General features: G+C 60.1%; 17 protein-coding genes and 1 pseudogene. 11 read left to right on the plus strand and 7 right to left on the minus strand.

Annotated elements, in window-relative coordinates:
• Window positions 1-27 precede the first annotated feature (27 nt).
• Together PspR76_RS24590 and PspR76_RS24595 are read left to right on the plus strand one after the other, a co-directional pair.
• Window positions 28-2,064: a sensor histidine kinase gene (locus PspR76_RS24590; protein ID WP_159959483.1), complete on the plus strand. Its 2,037-nt coding sequence runs from the start codon at window positions 28-30 to the stop codon at window positions 2,062-2,064.
• A gap of 2 nt (window positions 2,065-2,066) precedes the next feature.
• Entirely contained in the window at window positions 2,067-2,645 is a 579-nt protein-coding gene (locus tag PspR76_RS24595; RefSeq protein ID WP_159959485.1) for a cob(I)yrinic acid a,c-diamide adenosyltransferase, read from the plus strand.
• Window positions 2,646-2,784: 139 nt separating this feature from the next.
• Here the strand turns inward: PspR76_RS24595 and PspR76_RS24600 are convergent, their stop codons facing one another.
• The 3 genes from PspR76_RS24600 to secA form a co-directional block, all read right to left on the minus strand.
• Window positions 2,785-3,729 carry a Nudix family hydrolase gene (locus PspR76_RS24600; RefSeq protein WP_159959487.1) on the minus strand — a complete coding sequence of 315 codons (945 nt, stop codon included), beginning with the start codon at window positions 3,727-3,729 and terminating at the stop codon, window positions 2,785-2,787.
• A 19-nt stretch (window positions 3,730-3,748) separates the two neighbouring features.
• Window positions 3,749-4,966: a bifunctional glutamate N-acetyltransferase/amino-acid acetyltransferase ArgJ gene (gene argJ, locus PspR76_RS24605; RefSeq protein ID WP_159959489.1), complete on the minus strand. Its 1,218-nt coding sequence runs from the start codon at window positions 4,964-4,966 to the stop codon at window positions 3,749-3,751.
• A gap of 123 nt (window positions 4,967-5,089) precedes the next feature.
• Complete coding sequence (gene secA / locus PspR76_RS24610; protein ID WP_159959491.1) at window positions 5,090-7,825, minus strand: preprotein translocase subunit SecA; 2,736 nt, start codon at window positions 7,823-7,825, stop codon at window positions 5,090-5,092.
• A gap of 305 nt (window positions 7,826-8,130) precedes the next feature.
• Here secA and PspR76_RS24615 point away from each other — a divergent pair, with 305 nt between their 5' ends.
• On the plus strand, window positions 8,131-8,586 hold the full coding sequence (locus PspR76_RS24615; RefSeq protein ID WP_159959493.1) for a DUF721 domain-containing protein: 456 nt from the start codon (window positions 8,131-8,133) through the stop codon (window positions 8,584-8,586).
• A gap of 4 nt (window positions 8,587-8,590) precedes the next feature.
• Here PspR76_RS24615 and PspR76_RS24620 read toward each other — a convergent pair whose 3' ends face one another.
• Window positions 8,591-10,069: a helicase HerA-like domain-containing protein gene (locus tag PspR76_RS24620; RefSeq protein ID WP_159959495.1), complete on the minus strand. Its 1,479-nt coding sequence runs from the start codon at window positions 10,067-10,069 to the stop codon at window positions 8,591-8,593.
• A 204-nt stretch (window positions 10,070-10,273) separates the two neighbouring features.
• Here PspR76_RS24620 and PspR76_RS31735 point away from each other — a divergent pair.
• Together PspR76_RS31735 and PspR76_RS31740 are read left to right on the plus strand one after the other, a co-directional pair.
• Window positions 10,274-11,308: pseudogene (locus tag PspR76_RS31735) on the plus strand (HAMP domain-containing protein); the annotation flags it as partial.
• Window positions 11,309-11,401: 93 nt separating this feature from the next.
• The gene (locus PspR76_RS31740) at window positions 11,402-12,166 is read left to right on the plus strand and encodes a methyl-accepting chemotaxis protein (RefSeq protein WP_371317676.1); all 765 of its coding nucleotides are present in this window, start codon (window positions 11,402-11,404) and stop codon (window positions 12,164-12,166) included.
• Between the two features lie 36 nt (window positions 12,167-12,202).
• On the opposite strand, the gene PspR76_RS31110 is transcribed toward PspR76_RS31740, so the two are convergent.
• Together PspR76_RS31110 and purU are read right to left on the minus strand one after the other, a co-directional pair.
• On the minus strand, window positions 12,203-12,373 hold the full coding sequence (locus PspR76_RS31110; protein WP_174245647.1) for a hypothetical protein: 171 nt from the start codon (window positions 12,371-12,373) through the stop codon (window positions 12,203-12,205).
• 90 nt (window positions 12,374-12,463) lie between these two features.
• Complete coding sequence (gene purU, locus PspR76_RS24630) at window positions 12,464-13,312, minus strand: formyltetrahydrofolate deformylase (protein WP_159959499.1); 849 nt, start codon at window positions 13,310-13,312, stop codon at window positions 12,464-12,466.
• A 350-nt stretch (window positions 13,313-13,662) separates the two neighbouring features.
• Here purU and mvaT point away from each other — a divergent pair, with 350 nt between their 5' ends.
• Entirely contained in the window at window positions 13,663-14,037 is a 375-nt protein-coding gene (gene mvaT, locus PspR76_RS24635) for a histone-like nucleoid-structuring protein MvaT (protein ID WP_005790963.1), read from the plus strand.
• A gap of 90 nt (window positions 14,038-14,127) precedes the next feature.
• On the opposite strand, the gene sbcB is transcribed toward mvaT, so the two are convergent.
• Window positions 14,128-15,555 carry an exodeoxyribonuclease I gene (gene sbcB, locus PspR76_RS24640; RefSeq protein ID WP_159959501.1) on the minus strand — a complete coding sequence of 476 codons (1,428 nt, stop codon included), beginning with the start codon at window positions 15,553-15,555 and terminating at the stop codon, window positions 14,128-14,130.
• A 167-nt stretch (window positions 15,556-15,722) separates the two neighbouring features.
• Between sbcB and PspR76_RS24645 the strand changes: the two genes are divergently transcribed.
• From PspR76_RS24645 to PspR76_RS24665, 5 genes are read left to right on the plus strand one after another with little or no spacing between them, the layout of a single operon-like run.
• Window positions 15,723-16,415: an RDD family protein gene (locus PspR76_RS24645; protein ID WP_159959503.1), complete on the plus strand. Its 693-nt coding sequence runs from the start codon at window positions 15,723-15,725 to the stop codon at window positions 16,413-16,415.
• Window positions 16,412-17,392 carry a stage II sporulation protein M gene (locus tag PspR76_RS24650; RefSeq protein WP_159959505.1) on the plus strand — a complete coding sequence of 327 codons (981 nt, stop codon included), beginning with the start codon at window positions 16,412-16,414 and terminating at the stop codon, window positions 17,390-17,392. The genes PspR76_RS24645 and PspR76_RS24650 overlap by 4 nt, the downstream gene beginning before the upstream one ends.
• On the plus strand, window positions 17,379-18,908 hold the full coding sequence (locus tag PspR76_RS24655) for a DUF4129 domain-containing protein (RefSeq protein ID WP_159959507.1): 1,530 nt from the start codon (window positions 17,379-17,381) through the stop codon (window positions 18,906-18,908). The genes PspR76_RS24650 and PspR76_RS24655 overlap by 14 nt, the downstream gene beginning before the upstream one ends.
• On the plus strand, window positions 18,905-20,065 hold the full coding sequence (locus PspR76_RS24660) for a DUF4350 domain-containing protein (RefSeq protein ID WP_159959509.1): 1,161 nt from the start codon (window positions 18,905-18,907) through the stop codon (window positions 20,063-20,065). The genes PspR76_RS24655 and PspR76_RS24660 overlap by 4 nt, the downstream gene beginning before the upstream one ends.
• Window positions 20,062-21,057, plus strand: a complete 996-nt coding sequence (locus PspR76_RS24665) for an AAA family ATPase (RefSeq protein WP_159959511.1) — start codon at window positions 20,062-20,064, stop codon at window positions 21,055-21,057. The genes PspR76_RS24660 and PspR76_RS24665 overlap by 4 nt, the downstream gene beginning before the upstream one ends.

Below are 21,057 nucleotides of genomic sequence, written 5' to 3' on the forward strand. Positions count from 1 at the left end.
ACCTGTCTATCACCTGGGAAAACCCTGATGCCACTGCGCCAGCGTCTTGAAAATCTACCGGTAGGGCAGAAACTGCTGGCCGCCCTGCTGGTGTTGTTGACCACCGTGTTGCTGGTGGCCAACCTGACGTTTATCAGCGCCGCCTATTGGATCTCCCAGGAAAGCATGGCGCCCCAGGCCTTGCAGGCCATCGGGCGCCTGGTGTCGAACCCGTCCCTGGCCGGTGAAGCCCTGGAATCCCCGGCCAAGGCCGAAGCGCTGCTCAATGAGCTGACCAGCTACTCGCCCCTGCGCGCGGCGGCGTTGTACGACGGCGACGGCAACCGCCTGGCGCAGATGCAACACGGCAATCGCCTGCAACTGCCGGAAAACTACCGGCATATCGAAGCCTGGCGTGTTACCGAGTTTCGGAGTAACCAAGTCATCACCCTGCCCCGCACCGGCCAGCCGTCCGGGCATTTGCTGTTGGTGGCCAGCAGCGAGCTGCCGATGGCCTTCTACACCGGCACGCTGACCGCCAGCCTGGGCATCCTGATTTTCAGTGTGTTGCTCTGGCTGGTCATCGCCCGGCAGATCAAACGCCTGATCACCCGCCCGATCCACGAACTGGAAGAACTCTCGCGCCAGGTCACCCGCGAAGAAAACTACGCCCTGCGCGCCGGGCGCGGCAACCGTGATGAAATTGGCAGCCTGGCCGAAGCGTTCAACACCATGCTGTCGCGCATCGAGGCCCGCGAGCAGCAGCTCAAACGTGCGCGCGATGATTCCCAGGCAGCCTACGATCAGGCCCAAGGCCTGGCCGAAGAAACCCGACACACCAACCGCAAGCTGGAACTGGAAGTCCAGGTGCGCAGCAAGATCGAGAAGAAACTCACCGGTTTCCAGAACTACCTGAACAGCATTATCGACTCGATGCCCTCGGCGCTGATCGCCCTCGATGAGCAGCTCTACGTAACTCAGTGGAACCAGGAGGCCAGTGCACTTTCCGGCACGCGCCTGGATGAAGCGCTGAACCAGCCGATATTCCTCGCGTTCCAGCCCCTCAAGCCCTACCTGCCGCAAATCAAGGCCACGGTTGAGCAACACACGGTGGAGCGGATTGAGCGCGTCACCTGGATCAAGGATGACGAGGCCAAGCATTACGCCCTGACGTTCTACCCGCTGATGGGCGGCGCCGGGCGTGGCGTGGTGATTCGTATCGACGACATCACCCAGCGCCTGTCACTGGAAGAAATGATGGTGCAGTCGGAAAAAATGCTCTCCGTCGGCGGCCTCGCTGCGGGCATGGCCCATGAGATCAACAACCCGTTGGGCGCGATCCTGCACAACGTGCAAAACATTCGCCGGCGCTTGTCACCCGACCTGCCGAAGAACCTGGAACACGCCGAACAGGTGGGCGTCGAGCTGGACACCGTCAACCGTTACCTGCACAGCCGCGAAGTGCCGCAACTGCTCGATGGCATTCAGCAAGCCGGCGCGCGGGCGGCGAAGATCGTCACCCATATGCTCAGTTTCAGCCGCCTCAGCAATCGCCAGATGGCGCCCTGTGATTTGCCGGCCCTGATCGACCAAGCGGTAGAAATTGCCGGTAACGACTTCGACCTGACCATAGGTTTCGACTTCAAGGGCCAGGCGATCATCCGCCAGTTCGACCCGCAACTCGGCCCGGTGCCGGGCACCGCCAACGAGCTTGAGCAAGTGTTGCTCAACCTGCTGAAAAACGCCGCTCAAGCCATTCACCTGCGTGAAGACGAACGCGAACCAGGGCGCATTATCCTGCGCACCCGCCTCAATCCCCCTTGGGCGGAGATTCAGGTGGAAGACAACGGCATCGGCATGAGCGAAAACGTGCGCAAACGCACCTTCGAGCCGTTCTTCACCACCAAGGAAATCGGCCAAGGCACCGGGCTTGGGCTGTCGGTGTCGTATTTCATCATCACCAACAACCACAAGGGCCAGATGGAGGTGCACTCCACCCTCGGCCAAGGCACTTGCTTCACCCTGCGCCTGCCGTTGGCCGGCAGCCAGATTCCATCCTTTGACCTGACTCAACTGGAGCAATGACCATGGGCTTTCGCCTGTCGAAGATCTACACGCGTACCGGCGACAAAGGCGAGACCGGCCTCGGCGACGGCCGCCGCGTGCCCAAGGACCACCCGCGGGTGGAAGCCATTGGCGAGGTGGATACGCTGAACAGCCAGTTGGGCTTATTGCTGGCCAACCTTGAAGAGCAAAGCGGCAAGCACCCGCAACTGAACGAGGTGATCGAGGTGCTCACACCTTGCCAGCATCGGTTGTTCGACTTGGGCGGTGAACTGGCGATGCCGGTGTACAAGGCACTGAATGCAGCGGAAGTCGATCGGCTGGAAGCGGCGATTGATCGCTGGAACGAGGAAGTCGGGCCGTTGGAGAACTTCATCCTGCCCGGTGGCTCGGCGCTGATCGCCCAAGCCCACGTGTGCCGCAGCCTGGCGCGCAGCGCGGAGCGGCGGTGTCAGCAATTGAATACGCTGGAGCCGTTGGAAGGCGTGGGGTTGGCGTACATCAATCGGTTGTCGGACTTGTTGTTTGTGGCGGCACGGGTGATTGCCAAGCGCCAGGGTGTGGCTGAGGTGTTGTGGCAGGCCGCCGCAAAACCCCACTGATTATAAGATCGTTCCCACGCTCTGCGTGGGAATGCCTCTTGTGACGCTCCGCGTCACGCTTTGGGACGCGGAGCGTCCTGGGCTGCATTCCCACGCAGAGCGTGGGAACGATCATCAACGCAGAGCGTGGGAACGATCATCAAACCTGCGGCCAGAACGCCCGAATGCCGGCCACACCCTGAGCCCCAGCTTCCCAAGCCTGTTCCCGCTCAGCTGGCCCAACGCCGCCCAACAGAAACACCGGCTTGCTGAACCCACTGATCAGCTGCGCCGCCTGCTCCCAACCCAACGGCTGGGCATCCGGATGCGTCTGGGTCGGCTGCACCGGTGACAGCGTGACAAAATCCACGTCCATCATTTCTGCCAGCGCCAGCTCTTCGGCGTTATGACACGACGCCGCCAACCAACGATCCTTCGGCAGCGGGCGGCCCTTGCTCGCGTATTTGCGCAGTTGCGCTGCGGTCATGTGCCAGCCAGCGGCAGGGAAATCCCCCAGCCACTCGAACGGCCCTTTGAGCATCAGTTGCGCCTTACCGGCACACAGGCCAACAGCGTCCACCGCCAGGTCACGGTATTTGGGGTCGTAACCATTCGGTGCACGCAATTGGATCAGCTTGATGCCACCAGCAATGGCTTTCTGAATACCGCGCAGCAATGTCGGGGTTTCCAGCTCGCCCGGGGTGATCAGGTACTCAGCCGGTAGCCGCGCCGCCGCAACGATCGGAGCGTTGGCCGCCGGGAATTCATAGTTGCTCAAATCCCGTGGAGCCACCCATTCCAACGGCTGCCCTTCGGCACCATGGGGCTCGCCGCTAAAGGCCGAGACTTCCCAGACATCCAGCAACACCTGTTTATCCGGGTAGTCATGTTGCACCTTGATCAGCGGCCGCGCCGTGGTGACCTGAATGCCCAGCTCTTCCTGCAATTCACGGGACAGCGCGGTGGCGACCGACTCATCGGCCTCCACCTTGCCACCGGGAAATTCCCAGAGGCCGCCTTGGTGCTGGGTATCGGCGCGGCGCGCCAGCAGAATCCTGCCATCGACGCCACGGATCACCGCTGCTGCTACATGCACTCGTTTCACCGCGCTATCCTCTTGGCTGTCAGGTGCGGTATTCCGCATTGATCTTCACGTATTCGTGGGACAGGTCAGTGGTCCAGATGGTTTCGCTGCACTCGCCGCGACCCAACTCGATGCGGATGGTGATTTCTTCCTGCTGCATCACCGCCGAACCCTGGGCTTCGGTGTAGGTTTCGGCGCGGGCGCCACGGCTGGCAATGCACACGTCGCCCAGGAACACGTCGATCTTGCTCACGTCCAGGTCCGGCACGCCGGCACGGCCCACGGCAGCAAGGATGCGACCCCAGTTAGGGTCAGAGGCAAACAGCGCCGTCTTGATCAGCGGCGAGTGGGCCACGGTGTAGCCGACATCCAGGCATTCCTGGTGTTTGCCGCCGCCATTGACTTCAACGGTGACAAACTTGGTCGCGCCTTCGCCATCACGCACGATGGCCTGGGCCACGTCCATGCACACTTCAAACACCGCCTGCTTCAATGCAGCGAACAGCGGGCCTTCGGTGGAGGTGATTTCCGGCAGGTTGGCCTGGCCGGTGGCGATCAGCATGCAGCAGTCGTTGGTCGAGGTATCGCCATCGATGGTGATGCGGTTGAACGACTTGTTGGCGCCGTCCAGCATCAGGCGCTGCAACACGTCACGGGAAACTTTGGCGTCGGTGGCAATGTAGCCGAGCATGGTGGCCATGTTCGGGCGGATCATCCCCGCGCCTTTGCTGATACCGGTCACGGTGATGGTCACACCGTCGTGTACGAACTGACGGCTCGCGCCTTTGGGCAGCGTGTCGGTGGTCATGATGCCGGTGGCCGCGGCAGCCCAGTTATCCACCGACAAATCATCCAGCGCGGCTTGCAATGCGCCTTCGATTTTTTCCACGGGCAATGGCTCGCCGATCACACCGGTGGAGTACGGCAGCACTTGGCTGGCGTCCACGCCGGTCAACTGGGCCAACTTGGCGCAGGTGCGCGCAGCCGCCACCAGGCCTGGCTCGCCGGTGCCGGCGTTGGCATTGCCGGTGTTGGTCAACAGGTAGCGGATCGAACCGGCAACGCGTTGCTTGGCCAGGATCACCGGCGCCGCGCAGAACGCGTTGAGGGTGAACACACCCGCGACCGTCGAGCCTTCAGCACAGCGCATCACCACCACATCCTTGCGCCCCGGGCGCTTGATGCCGGCCGAAGCGATACCGAGTTCAAAACCGGCAACCGGGTGCAATGTGGGCAAAGGACCAAGACCAACAGCCATGAATGCGCTCCTTAAAAATTAGGTGATGTCTGTGCCGTCGTGTCGACGGTGAAATTAATGGCAAAACGCCGCGACGGCAGAAGCCGGTCGCGGCGCGGGGTATTGCAGCGTCAGGCAAAAACCTTAGTTGATTTCGCCGTGGCAGTGTTTGAACTTCTTGCCCGAACCGCACCAGCACAGTTCGTTGCGGCCCAGCTTCTGATCATTGCGAACCGGGGTTTGAGCCAAGGCCACATCGACCTCTTCACCCAATACTTCCGGCGCTTCCAGGCCCGGTGCTTCGTCGTGCTGGAACTGCATGCGCGCAGCCAGTGCTTCGGCTTCCTGGCGCAGGCGAGCTTCTTCCTCGATCGGGTCTTCGCGACGCACCTGAACGTGGGACAGCACGCGAATCGAATCGCGCTTGATCGAATCCAGCAGCTCGGAGAACAGCGTGAACGACTCGCGCTTGTACTCTTGCTTCGGGTTCTTCTGGGCGTAGCCACGCAAGTGGATACCGTGACGCAGGTGGTCCATGGTCGACAGGTGGTCTTTCCACAGGTCGTCCAACACACGCAGTACGATTTGTTTCTCGAAGGTGCGCAGTGCTTCGGCACTCGCCTGCTCTTCTTTTTCGTTGTACGCGGCCAGCAGCTCGGTCATCAGCTTCTCGCGCAGGGTTTCTTCGTACAGGTGGTCGTCTTCGTCCAGCCATTGCTGAACCGGCAAATCCACACCGAAGTCGCTCTTCAACGCCGCTTCCAGGCCGGCAACATCCCACTGCTCAGGCAGGGACTGTGGCGGAATGTGTGCGCTGACGGTGGCGTTGAGCACGTCCTGACGGAAATCGGCGATGGTTTCGCCAATGTTGTCGGCGGCCAGCAACGTGTTACGCATGTGATAGATCACTTTACGCTGTTCGTTGTTGACGTCATCGAACTCGAGCAGTTGCTTACGAATGTCGAAGTTGCGGCCTTCAACCTTGCGCTGGGCCTTCTCGATGGCGTTGGTCACCATGCGGTGCTCGATCGCTTCACCGGACTGCATGCCCAGGGCTTTCATGAAGTTCTTCACCCGGTCCGAGGCGAAGATGCGCATCAGGCTGTCTTCCAGCGACAGGTAGAAACGGCTGGAACCGGCGTCACCCTGACGACCGGCACGACCACGCAGTTGGTTGTCGATACGGCGCGATTCATGACGCTCGGAGGCGATCACCTGCAGGCCGCCGGATTCCAGCACGGCCTGGTGACGTTTCTGCCAGTCGGCCTTGATCTGGGCGATTTGCTCGGGGCTTGGGTTTTCCAGCGCCGCGACTTCCACTTCCCAGTTACCGCCCAACAGGATGTCGGTACCACGACCGGCCATGTTGGTGGCGATGGTCAGTGCGCCTGGGCGACCGGCCTGGGCGATGATCTCGGCTTCTTTTTCGTGGAACTTGGCGTTCAGTACCTTGTGCTCGATACCTTCCTTGTTGAGCAGGTTGGACACGTGCTCGGAGGTTTCGATAGTGGCGGTACCCACCAGGATCGGACGGCCCTGGGCCATGCCGTCCTTGATGTCGTTGATGATTGCCGCGTATTTCTCTTCGGCAGTCAGGAACACCAGGTCGTTGAAGTCTTTACGCGCCAGCGGCTTGTTCGGCGGGATCACCATCACGGCCAGGTTGTAGATCTGGTGGAATTCGAACGCTTCGGTGTCGGCCGTACCGGTCATGCCGGACAGCTTGTTGTACAGACGGAAGTAGTTCTGGAAGGTGGTGGACGCCAACGTCTGGCTTTCGGCCTGGATGTTGAGCCCTTCCTTCGCTTCGATGGCCTGGTGCAGGCCTTCGGACAAACGACGACCCGGCATGGTACGGCCGGTGTGTTCGTCAACCAGGACGACCTGGCCGTCTTGCACGATGTATTCGACGTTGCGATGGAACAGCTTGTGGGCGCGCAGGCCGGCATACACGTGGGTCAACAGGCCCAGGTTGTGCGCCGAGTAGAGGCTTTCGCCTTCTGCCAGCTCGCCGATCTGGGTCAGCATCTCTTCGACGAACTGGTGACCGGCTTCGTTGAGTTCGACCTGGCGGGTCTTCTCGTCGATGCTGAAGTGACCTTCTTTGGTCACCACGCCTTCCACTTCCTCGATGTGCTGCTCCAGACGCGGGATCAACTTGTTGATCTCGGTGTACAGGCGCGAGCTGTCTTCGGCCTGGCCGGAGATGATCAGCGGGGTACGGGCTTCGTCGATGAGGATGGAGTCGACTTCGTCGATCACGGCAAAGTTGAGTTCGCGCTGGAATTTTTCTTCCATGCTGAACGCCATGTTGTCGCGCAGGTAGTCGAAACCGAATTCGTTGTTGGTGCCGTAAGTGATGTCGGCGGCGTACGCAGCGCGCTTCTCTTCCGGCGGCTGGAACGGCGTTACCACGCCGACGGTCAGGCCGAGGAATTCATACAGCGGGCGCATCCAGTTGGCGTCCCGGCGAGCCAGGTAGTCGTTCACCGTCACAACGTGCACGCCCTTGCCGGACAGTGCGTTGAGGTAAACACCCAGGGTTGCCACCAGGGTCTTGCCTTCACCGGTACGCATTTCGGCAATCATGCCTTCATGCAAGGTCATGCCGCCGATCAACTGGACGTCGAAGTGGCGCATGCCCATGACACGCTTACCGGCTTCACGGGCGACCGCAAAGGCTTCGGGAAGCAGCTTGTCGAGGGTTTCACCTTTGGCTATGCGGGCCTTGAACTCTTCGGTCTTGGCGCGCAATTGCTCGTCCGAAAGGGCAACCATCTGCTCTTCGAAGGCATTGACCAGCTGCACCGTTTTGAGCATGCGTTTAACTTCGCGCTCATTCTTGCTTCCAAAAAGTTTCTTTAACAAAGGCGCAAACATATCGGCAGGTTCTTCCACACATAGGGATGGAGGGCGCACCGTCAGTGGCCCGAGCAGCCCTCACGGCCGCATGCGAACGCGCATTCTACCCGGAATCGTGGGTGAGGAAAGTGGCGTTATTCCCCGATGCTGGCATGGCGCTGTGAGAGGGCCTGTTTAAAATAAGGGCTTTTGCTGGAACTTCAACCCATGGAGCGCAGAAGTTACCTATTGATTTCACGGGCAAAGGCCTGTTATCGCATTGCCTGGGGGCGCACGGGCGCTTTCTGCTAAGATGGCGGCTCTGTTACTTAAGGTGTCTAGACATGGCATTTCGCCCTCTTACAGCCCGCGCGCCAAGCGTGTTGCTCCGCGAAGCCAAACCGTTGAAAGCCATCTTCGGCCACGCGCAACGCCTGGGCCATTTGCAACGCTTGGTCGAAAGCCAGCTGCAACCTGCCGCACGAGAACATTGCCATGTCGCGTCCTGGCGTGAAGGCAATTTGCTGTTAATTGTCACCGACGGCCATTGGGCGACCCGTTTGCGCTACCAGCAAAAACGCCTGCAGCGACAATTGATGGTATTTGATGAATTTGCCAGCTTGACCCGTATCCAGTTCAAGGTGCAGCCACCCACCGTGCAGCAAGGCGCAGTGGGGCACACGATCAACCTTTCGGTGACGGCCGCCGAAACCATCCAGGCGACGGCCGATGGGATCAGCGACCCGGGCTTGCGCGCAGCCCTGGAGCGGTTGGCCGCGCACGCCAAGCCTAAAGCCTGAGCCCCTATTTACGCTTGCTGCCGCCCAGCAACGAGCCCAACAACCCTCTTACCAGCTGCCGCCCCATCTGATTGGCGGCCTGTTGCATGGCTGACTTGAGTGCCTTGCCAGCCGCCGTGCCCAAAAACGCGCCGGCCTTGTCGGTAAAGCTCGGTTCTTCAGTGGAGGGTTTAGCCTCTTCGGTCGGCCCAAGATCCTTGCGCGCCATCAACACTTCATAGGCCGACTCGCGGTCAATGGGCTTGTCGTAACGCCCCAGCAGCGGCGAACTGGCGATCAGTGCCGCGCGTTCGGCCTCACTGAGTGGCCCGATTCGCGATTGCGGCGGCGCAACCAGCACGCGCTGGACGACCTCCGGCGTGCCCTTCTCCTGCAACGTGCCCACCAGCGCCTCACCCGTGCCCAGTTCAGTCAGCACCGACAACGTATCGAACGCCGGGTTGGGCCGGAAACCGTCGGCGACCGCACGCAGGGACTTCTGCTCTTTCGTGGTGAACGCACGCAAGCCGTGCTGGATACGCAGGCCGAGTTGCGCCAATACCGTGTCAGGCAAATCACCTGGGGACTGAGTGACAAAGTACACACCCACGCCTTTAGAGCGAATCAACCGCACCACTTGCTCAAGACGATCCTGCAGCGCCTTTGGCGTGTCGGCAAACAACAAATGCGCCTCGTCGAAAAACAGTGCCAGCAGCGGCTTGTCGGCATCGCCACGCTCCGGCAATTGCTCGAACAGCTCGGCCAGCAGCCATAACAGGAAGGTCGCGTAGACTTTCGGTGCCTCATGCACCAGGCGGCTGGCGTCGAGCAAATGGATGCGCCCACGGCCGTCACTGGCCGGTTGCAAAATATCCTCAAGTTGCAGCGCCGGCTCGCCAAACAAGGCTTCGGCACCTTGCTGTTCCAGCACTGCCAGGCGCCGCAACAGCGCCTGGCTGGAACCAGTGGTCATCAGCGCCGCGTCATCACCGAGCAGTTCCGGGTGATAGCGCAAGTGGTTGAGCAATGCCTTGAGGTCTTTAAGGTCGAGCAGCAACAGGCCTTCGCGGTCTGCCACTTTGAAGGTGGCATAGAGTGCCGATTGTTGGCTGTCAGTGAGCTCCAGCAGGCTGCCGAGCAATAACGGCCCCATTTCGCTGATGGTGGTGCGAAGTGGATGACCCGACTGCCCGTGAATATCCCACAGCGTTACCGGATAGGCCTTCGCCGTGTAGTTAAGGAAGGGCATACCCGCGATGCGCTCGGCGACTTTACCTTGAGGGTTGGCCGCAGCGCCCAACCCGCACAAGTCGCCCTTGATGTCAGCGGCGAACACCGCCACGCCCGCATCACTGAAGGCCTCCGCCAGGCGCTGCAACGTGACGGTCTTGCCTGTGCCGGTGGCACCGGCGATCAACCCATGGCGGTTGGCCAGGCGCATGGCCTGGGCGATTGGCTGGCCATCGAGGCCGGCGCCGATAAGCAGTTGCGAGGAGTCAGGCATTTCGTCACCTTTGATTAATCTTTAATGCCGCCAGGTCGATATAGAGCGATGTATGACCCACAAAGTCTAAAAATAGGTCAGATAGCTCCTACAGGGACCAACAGAGCTATCACAAGAAGTATCACACCTTTTTTGACGCTGTCATTTTGCGCGTCCCATAAGGACGCGCTTCGGATATTAAGACCTTAGCGGACCCTACAAGCCATGAATAAAAACCTGCGCTTCAGCCACAAAATCCTGCTTGCAGCCTCCCTTATCGTCATCGCCGCTTTCGCGCTGTTTACCCTCTATAACGACTACCTGCAACGCAACGCGATTCGCGACGACCTCAATAACTACCTGCATGAAATGGGCGACGTCACGGCCAGCAATATCCAAACCTGGCTCAACGGGCGCATTGCCCTGGTGGAAAACGCTGCACAAAACATCGCCATCAATCCCGAAACCAGTGTGGTTGCCGGCCTGCTTGAGCAGAAAGCCCTGACCTCCGCGTTCATGGCCACCTACGTCGGCGACAGCAAAGGCGCCTTCACCATCCGCCCCGACACCAAGATGCCGGACGGCTTCGACCCGCGCGTTCGCCCCTGGTACAAGGGCGCCCAAAGCAGCAACGGGTCAACCCTGACCGAACCCTACATTGACGCCGCTACCGGCCAGTTGATTATTTCCGTGGCCACCCCGAGCACCACCAAGGCCGGCCAGAGCGTCGGCGTGGTGGGCGGCGACCTGAGCCTGCAAACCCTGGTGGATAACATCGGCGCGTTGAATTTCGGCGGCATGGGCTATGCGTTCCTGGTCAGTGCTGACGGCAAAGTGCTGGTGCACCCGGACAAAAACCTGGTGATGAAGACCCTGGCTGACATGTACCCGAAAAACACGCCGAAGATCAGCGCGGACTTCAGCGAAGTCCAGGCCAACGGCAAGGACAACATCGTGACCTTCACACCGATCAAGGGCTTGCCTTCGGTGAACTGGTACCTGGGTATTTCAGTAGATAAAGACAAATCCTTCGCCATGCTCAGCGAATTCCGCACCTCGGCGGTGATCGCCACGCTCATTGCCGTGGTGATCATCATTGCGCTGCTGGGCATGTTGATCCGCGTGCTGCTGCAACCCTTGCACGTGATGACCCGCGCCATGCAAGACATCGCCGATGGCGAGGGCGACTTGACCCGCCGCCTGACCATCCAGAACAACGACGAGTTCGGCAGCTTGGGGAATGCCTTCAATCGCTTCGTGGAGCGAATTCATACGTCGATTCGGGAAGTGTCCTCGGCCACCGAGCAGGTCAACGAAGTCGCCTTGCGCGTGGTCAGCGCGTCCAATTCGTCGATGGTCAATTCCGACGAGCAGGCCAACCGTACTAACAGCGTCGCCGCCGCCATCAACGAGTTGGGTGCCGCTGCCCAGGAAATCGCACGCAATGCCGCACAAGCCTCCAACCAGGCCAGCGATGCGCGGCACCTGGCCGAGGACGGCCAACAGGTGGTGGATCGCAATATCAAGGCGATGACTCAACTGTCGGCGATGATCAGTGCTTCCAGCACCAATATAGAAGCGCTTAACAGCAAGACCGTGAACATCGGGCAAATTCTGGAAGTGATCACCAGCATCTCGCAACAAACCAACCTGCTGGCACTTAACGCCGCAATCGAAGCGGCGCGTGCCGGGGAAGCCGGGCGCGGGTTTGCGGTGGTGGCCGATGAGGTGCGCAACCTGGCCCATCGCACACAAGAATCGGCGCAACAAGTGCAGACGATGATCGAAGAACTGCAAGTCGGCGCCCGGGAGTCGGTCAGCACCATGAGTGAAAGCCAGCGTCACAGCCAGGACAGCGTGGAAATCGCCAACCTGGCCGGCGAGCGCTTGAACAGCGTGACCCAGCGCATTGGCGAGATCGACGGCATGAACCAGTCGGTCGCCACGGCCACCGAGGAACAAACCTCGGTGGTGGAGTCGATCAATATGGACATTACCGAAATCAACACCCTCAACCAGGAAGGCGTGGAAAACCTGCACTCGACCCTGCGCGCCTGCACCGACCTGGAACAGCAGGCGGCACGCTTGAAGCAACTGGTGGGCAGTTTCCGCATCTGACCTGCGTGCCCGCCGGCTGATACGACGGCGGGCAGACTAGTCTTGCGAGGGCTCGGGTTTACCGTGCTCACGCTCCCACAGCTCGGCGGCACCGGGAAACTCGGTGCCGTCCTCAGCGTCCAGGTCATCCGGGTCAAATCGGCTCAAACACCCCTCCCCCAGCGTCGCCGGGGCTTTGGAGGTGGCTTTGTCGAGTGGATCGCTCATCGATCAATCCTCAATGGCAGGCAAAGAAAAAGGGCCTGGGACGATTTAACGCCCAGGCCCTTTATTCTTCAATCGTTGAAAACGCGGTTATCAGAACACCACGGTTTTGTTGCCATGCACCAGCACGCGGTCTTCCAGGTGATAACGCAGCCCACGGGCCAGCACCATCTTCTCGACGTCACGGCCGAAACGCACCATGTCTTCGATGCTGTCGCTGTGGCTGACACGCACCACGTCCTGCTCAATGATCGGACCGGCGTCCAGTTCTTCGGTAACGTAGTGGCAAGTGGCGCCAATCAACTTCACGCCACGCAGCGAGGCTTGGTGGTAAGGCTTGGCCCCCACAAACGACGGCAGGAAGCTGTGGTGAATGTTGATCACCTTGCCGGCGTATTCGCGGCACAGTTCCGGCGGCAGAATCTGCATGTAGCGCGCCAGCACCACAACATCCGCCTCATGCTGCTTGACCAGGCGGGAGACTTCGGCAAATGCCGGCTCCTTGTCCTGCGGATTGACCGGCACGTGGTAGTACGGAATGCCGTGCCATTCGACCATGCTGCGCAGGTCGTCATGGTTGGAAATCACGCAGGCGATCTCGCAGTCCAGCTCATCGCTGTGCCAGCGGTGCAGCAGGTCGGCCAAACAGTGAGACTCACGGCTGGCCATCAGCACGACGCGCTTTTTCTGCTCGGTGTCGGTGATGTGCCAGGTCATCGAAAATTCTTCGGCGATCGGCGCAAACGCCTCACGGAAGGCTTCAAGACCAAAGGGCAGCGTGTCGGCACGAATTTCGTGACGCATGAAAAACCAACCGCCGAGATCATCCGAGTGATGGCTCGCCTCGGTGATCCAGCCGTTGTGGGAGGCCAGAAAGTTACTGACTTTGGCAACGATGCCAACCCGGTCCGGGCAAGCAATCACCAGCCGAAAAGTGCGCATTAGGGGGGAACTCCAGAACTTCGCAAAGGCCGCCATTCTAGCGATTACGCAGAAAAACTGCAGTATTCCTTGCGCCTTATTCTGCCCGCGCGCCCTGGCTACAGCCCTTAATAGCGTAAGGTTTTACTGCCGCTATATGTCTGTACAACGTCGAGCACGGGCAGTTATCCGAAAATAACCGAGATTATCTTTACGCCTTGCACCTACTAATTAACTCGATTGCGTAGCCTTGCTACAAACATTCAACGTAATTCACATAAATACGTCCTTAAATGTTTACTTGAGGTAATTGCCTGACTATTATTAGCCCACTTCCCCTGTCAATCAGCGCTCTACATAAGGTAGTCCACATGTCTCTGATCAACGAATACCGTGCCACCGAAGAAGCTATCAAAGAGCTGCAAGCCCGTTTGAAGAACCTGTCCCAAGACGACAAGCTGCAAACCGAGCTGGAATTCGAAGGTAAACTGCGCACCCTGATGGGTGAATACTCCAAATCCCTGCGTGACATCATCGCGCTGCTGGATCCAGAGTCGAAAGTTAAAGCACCGCGTGGCGCTGTAAAAACTACCGGCACCAAGCGTGCTCGCAAGGTCAAGCAATACAAGAACCCGCACAATGGCGAAGTGATTGAAACCAAAGGTGGCAACCACAAAACCCTGAAAGAGTGGAAAGCCAAGTGGGGCGGCGACGTCGTTGAAGGCTGGGCTACCCTGCTGGGCTAAGCCTGGTCGGGCACTTGCCTGATATGCAGCACATTAAAAACGCCAGCTTGCTGGCGTTTTTTTATTTCCGATAATTCTGCAATTGCCTGACTACAGCGCCAGGCGAGCCGCTAATGAATCGGCATACTCCTGCCATTGATCAAGCACCTGGCACTGAAACGATGTAGCACTAAGGGCCAACTCCTCACGCGCCTGTTTAAATGCCAAAAGGGTATTGGGTGCGCCCCACTCCGGATTCGACAAACGTTGCTGGCAAAAAAGTTTCCAGCGCTGTTGCTCCTCGCTGTTCAAGGTGTCAGGAAAGTTGCGTGCGCGGTAGCGAAATAACAGTTCAGGCAATCGATGATCATCAAAAGGCCACTGCTGATGCGCTAGATGTGCCGGTTCAGCCGACCGGACTTGTTCGCATAAACGACGGTCGCGGTCACCTATAAAACCGTCATAGAGCTGCTGCTCAGGATCTGCATTCGGCGCAAAATCTTCCTCAGCGTAAATGGCCGCCAACTTATCGCGCCAAACTTCCTGTGCGTCAGTTAGTCGCAGCGCCCGTGCCTGGCACGCCGCCATATCCAACTGCAGGCGCTCGGCATCCTGTGCCCGCAGCACATTCAAAGGGGCAACCACCGGGCAGCGGTTGATATGCACCAACTTGAGCGGAACCGGCAGTTCCCCCTCCGCCAGATCGTCGCGCCGCGTGTAGAGACGTGCGCGCAAGGTAGCGGCGTCCAGATCCAGCAACCCCTGCGGGTCGAGCCCCAGGTCACAGACAATCAGCACATTCCGGTTGCGCGGGTGCCAAGCCAGAGGCAGCACCACGCCCAGGTAATGACGCTCGGCGGAAAAACGCCCGGAAATATGCACCATGGGTTGCAGCAGGCGTATTTGATCCATCACCCGCTGCTTACTGCGCAACTGAAACAGCCAGTCGTATAGCTTCGGCTGTTTCTCCCGGACCAAACGGGCCAGTGCAATCGTGGCTCGCACGTCCGACAAGGCATTGTGAGCCTGGCCATGATCAATTCCATTGGCCTCGGTCAAGCGCTCAAGTTTAAGGGTGACGCGCCCGTCCTGCTCCGGCCAGACGATACCTTCGGGGCGCAGCGCATAGGCTGTGCGCACGACATCGATCAAATCCCAGCGACTGTTGCCGCCCTGCCATTCACGGGCGTAGGGGTCAAAAAAGTTGCGGTACAGGCTGTAGCGCGTCATTTCATCGTCAAAACGCAGGGTGTTGTAGCCGGCGCCACAGGTGCCTGGCGCGGCCAGCTCGGCGTGCACGCGGGTCATGAAGTCGGCTTCGGCCAACCCCTTTTCCGCCAGAACACTTGGGGTGATACCGGTGATCGCGCAAGCGGCCGGGTGAGGCAGGATGTCGTCGCTGGGCTGACAATAAAGATTGATCGGCGGGCCGACCTCGTTGAGTTCGAGATCGGTACGAATACCGGCGACCTGCAGCGGGCGATCGCTGCGCGGGTTAATGCCGGTGGTTTCATAGTCGTACCAGAAAATGGAGGTCACGGGCTGTTCCTGTACTGAAGACCGTCAAAGTCTAGGCGCTGCGAGGCGTCCGGGGCCAGCGATACATGACCTGTACAAACATCCAGTAAAAACTGGAAAGGTTGCTTCCAGCGTCGACACTGCTAGCATCCGTGTCTCTGAACCGCCTCGCACTGCCAAGGATCGCAATGCCATCACCCCCGTTGGATACCCGCTATCAGATCGAGACCCCAGAGGGTATTGATCTGCCCTTGCGCCCGGCAGGTCTTCTGCCACGCGTCCTGGCCTTTGCTTTCGACCTGGGCGTGCGTGGGCTGATCATGGGTATCCTGCTCGTGCCGTTGGCCCTGCTGGGCAATATCGGCATCGGCCTGGGCTCATTGCTGTTGTTCCTGGTCAGTTGGTGGTACATGGTCCTGTTCGAGGTGCTCAATCAGGGCTGCTCCCCTGGCAAACAAGTCATGGGCCTGCGGGTGGTACAGGACGACGGCACACCTGTCGGCTGGTCCGCATCACTGATCCGCAACCTGCTGCGCTTCGTCGATATGCTGCCCTTCGGTTACTTCCTCGGCGCCATCAGTTGCCTGCAACATCCTCATTTCAAGCGCCTCGGCGACTTGGCCGCCGGCACGCTGGTGGTCTACCGTGAACAGCCACTGCTGCGCCCTCAGATTCCTCAAGCTGGCGCCCTGCGACTGCCCTTTGCCCTGGACCTGAGCGAGCAACGCGCCATCCTCGGCTTCGCCGAGCGCCAGGCTGAGCTGTCGAGCGAACGGGTGCATGAACTGGCCTCAATCCTCGCCACGCCCCTGCAAGTGTCGCCGGCGCGGGCCGTGGAACAGCTCAATGGTGTGGCCCGTGGCTTGTTGGGGCCGACATGAAACAGAGCCAGTTCGAAAGCCGTCACCAGGCCCAATGGGAAGCCTTCACCGAGCAACTCAAGCAGTTGGAGCAGGGTAAAGCCAAGCCGAGTGACGTGGCTGATTTTCCCCGTCACTATCGACGTTTATGCCAGCACCTGGCCCTCGCCCAAGAGCGCGGCTACAGCAGTTACCTGGTAGATCCGCTGCAGCAACTTGCCCTGCGTGGCCATCAACAGTTGTACCGTCACCGCAGCCAGCTGGGCGCGAATGTATTGGCCTTCATTCTGGCCGGCTTCCCGCGGCTGGTGCGTGAACAGTGGCGCTTCGTCCTGATCGCCAGCCTGCTGTTCTTTGGCAGCCTGGCGGGCATAGCCCTGCTGGTCTACGTGTTTCCCGACCTGATCTACAGCATCGTCAGCCCCCAGCAGGTCGCCGAAATGCAAAGCATGTACGACCCGGACGCCAGCCGCCTGGGCCGCGGTGCCGAGCGTGCCTCCAGCGAAGACTGGATGATGTTTGGCTACTACGTGATGCACAACATCGGCATTGCCTTCCAGACCTTCGCCGCCGGCCTGCTGTTTGGCCTGGGCAGCGTGTTCTTTCTGATTTTCAACGGATTGATCATTGGGGCTGTCTCCGGCCACCTGACCGAAATTGGCTATGGCCAGACCTTCTGGTCATTTGTCATCGGCCACGGTGCATTCGAGCTGAGCGCCATCGCATTGGCCGGCGCGGCGGGCTTGCAACTGGGTTGGGCGCTGATCGCTCCGGGGCCGCTGGCTCGCAGCGAATCCCTGCGCCTGGCGGCACGCAAAAGCGTGCAGATGCTCTGTGGCGTCATGGTGTTCCTGCTGATCGCGGCCTTTATTGAAGCCTACTGGTCTTCCACCACATCGATCGCCCCCTGGGTCAAATACCTCGTCGGCGCTGCGCTTTGGCTCATGGTCGTCACTTACCTGACCCTTGCTGGACGGACCCGCCATGCGCCTGAGTGACGCCAGCGTGGTGATTCGCCCACGTACCGCCTGGGAAGCCATGGACCTTGGCGTATTAATGGCCCGGGAACATCGCCTGCTGTTGATGAGCAGCTGGGCGCTGGTGAGCCTGCCGGTGTTTGCCTTGCTCACCGTCTTGCTTTGGGAACACCCGTCCATGGCAATGTTCGTGTTCTGGTGGCTCAAGCCGGCTTTCGATCGCTTGCCGCTGTACATCCTGTCCAAGGCCCTGTTTGGAGAAACGCCGCGTCTCAAAGACGCCGTACGCCATTGGCCACGACTGCTGAAAAACCAGTTGCTGGTCAGCCTGACCTGGCGACGACTCAGCCTGAGTCGCAGTTTCGTGTTGCCGGTCAGCCAACTCGAAGGCCTCGGTGGCCAGGCACGCCAGCAACGTCTGGGGGTACTGCTGCAACGCAACGCCGGTGCCGCGCGCTGGCTGACCATCATCGGCGTACACCTGGAAATCGGCCTGTGGTTTGGCTGCATGGCGATGTTTTATCTGTTTATACCGGATCAGGTTGAGCTGGATTGGGACTGGCAACGCCTGGCGCTTGGCACGGGATCGAACTGGCTGTGGCTGGAACACCTGACCAATGCCTTCTACGCCCTGATACTGGTGTTCTGGGAGCCGATCTATGTTGCCTGCGGTTTCAGCCTGTACCTCAATCGTCGCACCGTGCTGGAAGCCTGGGACCTGGAGCTGGTATTCCGTCGACTGCGCCAACGCCTGAGCAGTGTCGCGCCGCTGCTACTGCTGGTTGTCGGGCTGTTGCTGCTACCGTCGAGCCCGCCGGCCATGGCTGGCGACTCAAACGCACGCACGCCACTCAGTACTCAGGCCGCCGCCCAATCGATCAAGACTGTGCTGGAGCAGCCCCCGTTCAAAAACCCGGAAACCGTCACGCGTTATCGTTTTGGGGATGACAAGCCTGCGACTAAAAACAAAGCGCACGGTGACGGCAAATTACCAGCCTGGCTTGAGTCGCTGCTGGACAGCCTCAACAGCAACACCTTCAAACATGTCGGCCAGGGCTTGGAAGTTATCCTTTGGAGCCTGGTGATCGGTCTCTTGGCCCTGCTGGTCTGGCGCTACCGTGACTGGCTGCGCGCCTTTGTCGGCTGGCGCCCGCAGCCCAGCCCTAAACACACCAAGCCAGCCCCGGCGCAGTTGTTCGGCCTTGAACTGGGTGTCGAGACGTTGCCGGAAGACATCGCCAGTACCGCCGAGCAACTGTGGCTCACTCAGCCACGGGAAGCACTTGGCCTTCTATATCGAGGCCTGCTCAGTCGATTGCTGCATGACTACAGCCTGCCACTGAAAAGCGCCGATACCGAAGGCCAGGTGCTGGAGCGCATTCACCAGCTGCATCAACCGCAGCTGCTGGCGTTCAGTGCAGAATTGACCCGTCACTGGCAGAACCTCGCCTACGGTCACCACCTGCCTCCAGCCTCAGTCCAGCAGAAACTCTGCACCGATTGGCGCGCGTTGTTCAGTTCGGGGGCCGCCCAATGAACCGCCCATTAGTCTGGATCGGTGTACTGCTGGCCTGCCTGCTGGGAGCCGGAGCCCTTTATGCCTGGCACAAGGCAATCCCTTTTGACGAAGTGGTGGATCGCGGCCCTTCGCCCCAGGCCCGGCAGAACCCCTATCTGGCCGCCGAGCATTTTCTACGCGAGCAAGGTTTGGCCGTTGAGCATGCCAATAACCTTGAACGACTCACCCAACTCCCGGCCACAGGCAATAGCCTGCTGATCCTGGGCGAACGCAGCAACATGACCCCGCGCCAAGTGGATCAACTGTTGGGCTGGACCAAGTCGGGAGGGCACTTGCTGGTGGTTGCCGAAGCGTTATGGGATGAAGAAACAGGCAAGAGCGGCGACCTGCTGCTTGACCGTTTGAACATCCACCAACTGATGAGTGACGTCCCTGACGAGCCGGCCTCCCCGCGCAAAAAGAAAGCGGCTCCGGATCTGACCAAGCTCTACGTCGACAATGAAACGGCCCCGGCCTATTTCAGCTTCGATACCGCCTTCAACCTTACCGACCCCAAACACGTTGCACAGTTTTCCGCGAATAGCGCCAAGGCCAGCCACCTGATGCAACTCGACTTCGGCAACGGCACCGTGACGGTTGTGACCGACAGCGACCTGTGGAAAACCCCGGCCATCGGCAAACACGACAACGCCTGGCTGCTGTGGTATCTCAACCAAGGCACTGACGTGACCTTGCTGTTCAACAGTGACGTAGACAATTTACTGACCCTGTTGCTGCGCTATTTCCCCCAGGCCCTGGTGGCATTTGTTGCGCTGATTACCCTGGCGCTGTGGCAGGCCGGTATGCGCCAAGGCCCTATCCAGGCGCCGGCGCCCAAGGCTCGCCGGCAGTTGCAGGAACACTTGAAGGCCAGCGCCGACTTCCTGCTGCGCCGCAGTGGCCAGGGCCCACTCCTGCAAGCCTTGCAGCGTGACGTCCAACGCGCTGCAAGACGGCGTCACCCTGGCTTTGAACACCTCGAAACCGCTGAACAGTGGCAGGTGCTCGAACGCCTGACGCGCCAACCCTCCCACGTCATCAGTCAGGCCCTCGGCCCACTCCCGGCAAAACGGCTCAGCAGCGCCGATTTCTGCCGTCAGGTGGCGTGCCTGCAAACTCTCAGGAATGCCCTATGAGCGATTTTCCAGCAGCCACGGCTCCGACCAGCGAAACCCTTCAACACGCCAGTGGGCAGGCGCAAGCCCTGCGCGTTGAACTGCGTAAGGCAGTGATCGGCCAGGACCAGGTGATTGACGACGTACTCACCGCACTGATCGCCGGCGGCCACGTGCTGCTCGAAGGCGTACCGGGCCTGGGCAAGACGCTGCTGGTACGCGCCTTGGCCCGGTGTTTCGGGGGCGATTTCGCGCGTATCCAGTTCACGCCGGACCTGATGCCCAGCGATGTCACCGGCCATGCCGTCTACGACCTGCATACCGAACAGTTCAAACTGCGCAAGGGGCCGCTGTTCACGCATTTGTTGCTGGCCGACGAAATCAACCGCGCCCCGGCCAAGACTCAGGCCGCCCTGCTCGAAGCCATGCAGGAACGCCAGGTCACCCTCGAGGGCGAGGCGCTGCCTATCGGCCAGCCGTTCATGGTGCTGGCGACGCAAAACCCCATCGAGCAGGAAGGCACTTACCCTCTGCCCGAGGCCGAGCTGGACCGGTTCATGCTCAAAGTACGCATGGACTACCCCGATGCACAGCAGGAGCTGGAGATGGTGCGCGAGGTGACCCGCTCATCCAGGGCGGACATGCTCGATGTGCAACCGCTGCGCACCGTGCTGCAAGCCGAGGACGTACTGCGACTGCAGCAGATTGCCAGTGAACTGCCGTTGGATGAACAGGTACTCGACTACGCCGTGCGCCTGGCGCGGGCCACACGCACCTGGCCTGGGCTGGCTATCGGCGCCGGCCCTCGGGCGTCCATCGCACTGGTTCGCGGTGCTCGCGCCAGAGCCTTGTTGCGCGGGGGTGAATTTGTCACCCCGGACGACATCAAGGGCTGTGCGCTGGCGGTATTGCGTCACCGGGTGCGCATTGCACCGGAGTTGGACATCGACGGCCTTGAGGTCGACCAGGTGCTCCAGCAGTTGCTGGACCAGATTGCGGCGCCGCGGCAGTGA

The sequence above is a fragment of the Pseudomonas sp. R76 genome, from assembly GCF_009834565.1.
Lineage (GTDB): Bacteria > Pseudomonadota > Gammaproteobacteria > Pseudomonadales > Pseudomonadaceae > Aquipseudomonas.